The organism is Floccifex sp. (assembly GCF_051873555.1).
In the GTDB taxonomy this organism is placed as follows: Bacteria; Bacillota_I; Bacilli_A; order Erysipelotrichales; family Erysipelotrichaceae; genus Floccifex.
Genome location: NZ_JBJEEY010000077.1, coordinates 1 through 2197, shown reverse-complemented (window position 1 = coordinate 2197; position 2197 = coordinate 1). Strand labels below are relative to the sequence as shown.

Annotated in this window: 3 protein-coding genes; all 3 read right to left on the bottom strand. The window is 29.2% G+C overall.

The window, feature by feature from the left end; translation table 11 throughout:
* Positions 1 to 63: 63 nt before the first annotated feature.
* A complete protein-coding gene (locus tag ACI32A_RS04515; RefSeq protein WP_439753839.1) occupies positions 64 to 645 on the bottom strand; it encodes a TetR/AcrR family transcriptional regulator in 582 nt (193 codons plus the stop codon).
* 280 nt (positions 646 to 925) lie between these two features.
* A complete protein-coding gene (locus ACI32A_RS04510; RefSeq protein ID WP_439753838.1) occupies positions 926 to 1786 on the bottom strand; it encodes an EamA family transporter in 861 nt (286 codons plus the stop codon).
* A gap of 129 nt (positions 1787 to 1915) precedes the next feature.
* Positions 1916 to 2119 (bottom strand): hypothetical protein, encoded by a 204-nt coding sequence (locus ACI32A_RS04505; RefSeq protein ID WP_439753837.1) that lies wholly within the window; start codon positions 2117 to 2119, stop codon positions 1916 to 1918.
* Between the last annotated feature and the right edge of the window lie 78 nt (positions 2120 to 2197).

Sequence of the window (2197 nt, the reverse complement as noted above, 5' to 3'; positions counted from 1 at the left end):
ACCTCCTTTGGGACTTTCACCCTAGACGTATGGCATGCCCGTCATACTAAAAAAAAGACAAAATTAACTTTGCCCTTCAATCAATCCAAAATACAACAAACACATATTTACACAAATCTTTGCTTGTTCAAATAAATCATAATTTCCATCGTGTAAACACCAATCATAGATTGTCCCTCTAGTAATTCGTAACAATTCTTCTACAATTATATCCGTTTCTATTTTTCCATTATTCATTATATCCACATTCTTTTTTAATTCTTTTACTAAAAAACGATCCGTATTAAACATATAAGAATGATGAATTCCAATTTGATTTTTAAATAAAACACTTGTTAATTCATATCCCATTTCAAAACAAGCCTCATTTTGTTTATAAACCAAATAATAAATTGATTCCAAACCTTGTTTTGGCTTTTCCAAATGATATTTTTCTTCCAGCACTTCATCAAAGTCTCTATATCTTTCATCAATAATTGCTTCTTTTGATTGAAAATGATGATAAAAAGCACCTACAGATAAATTGGCTTTCTGAACAATCATTTGAACCGTTACCTTATCAAATCCTTTTTCCAAAAACAATTGAAACGAAATTTCATATATTTTATTACGTGTTTCTATTCTTTGTTGTTCTCTTTTAGTCATAACTAATGAAAATTATAGCATGGATTCTTTATAATGATAGATAAATTATTAGAAAGAAAATCTATATTTTTTTATTTTGTTTTTCTAACAATAGTAATGTAATAAATAACAATCCACCAAAAAAAGAATCATGATATACTTTTCATACAGCGTCAATTGGAAAAATACCACAATCAATATAAACTCACAATTTCTTTGCCCGAAAATTGATGATATTAAACAATACCTGCTTTCCACTTGACCTGTGAACAAAATAAAAATCTGGAATTTCCAGATTTTTTTATAACAACATAGAAAATGTTCCAATGACAATTCCTGCTAAACCAATTTTAGCTTTTTTCGATAATTTTTCATGAAAGACAATAGAACTAAAAGCAATGGTTACTAAAATACTTAATTTATCAATAGGAACCACAACACTAGCCAATCCATCTTGTAGTGCTTTATAGTAACAAAGCCAGGAAGCACCTGTTGCTAATCCTGAAATACAAATAAAGAACAATTCTTTTGAATCAATATGTTTTAGATTTTCTTGTTTACCCGAAACAAAAACCATTACCCATGACATAATCAATACAACAATGGTTCGTATAGCTGTTCCTAAATTTGATTCAATGCCTGTAATTCCTACTTTTCCTAAAATTGATGTTAAACTAGCAAAAACAGCTGAACCAATGGCATACAATAACCAGCTGTTATTCTTGGTTTCTTTTTTTTCAACATCTTTTTTTTCAATCATGAATATAGTTCCAATTGAAATTAAAATTATACCTATAATTTTTGGAATACTAATGGTTTCATGTAAAAAAATAAAGGCTAGTAATATAGTTAAAACGGTACTGGATTTATCAATAGGAACAACTTTATTGACATCTCCTAACTGTAAAGCTTTAAAATAACATAACCAGGAAGCGCCTGTTGCCAATCCCGATAAAATTAAAAATAAAAGTGTTTTTATTTGAATAGAATAGATCTGATTTTGAGAATTGACTACAAAGACCATGACCCATGAAAAAATCAAAACCACAATGGTACGTATTACCGTTGCTACTGTTGAATCTGTTTTTTGAATGCCACATTTTGCAAGAATGGAAGTCAATCCAGCAAAAAATGCCGAACCAAACGCAAATACAATCCACATACTTCTTTCCTCCCAACAGTTTCATTATAATGCGTTTTTACAAAATGAATAGTAATATGATTATAAAAATACCTATCTACAAAATATAGATAGGGAATAGATTTGAATAGTTGCATCTACAATCATTCATTAGCAGGCTAATAATTTTTTTACATAGTCCACATTACAATTTAAAGCCTTAGCAATAAAGATATCTTCTGAACCCAATTTTTTTAAATTTTTAGCCAATGAAATTTTTTCTTCTAGTTTTCCTTTTGCTTCTCCTTCAGCTATTCCTTGAGCAATTCCCTCAAGTCTTCCACTTTCTCTTATTTCTTCCATGATCTCACACATGTTTTTCACCTCCATATTTCCGGGGTAGTGTCAAAAATCAACGTTTTGATACAAATACAGCTACCTTGATTTATTTGT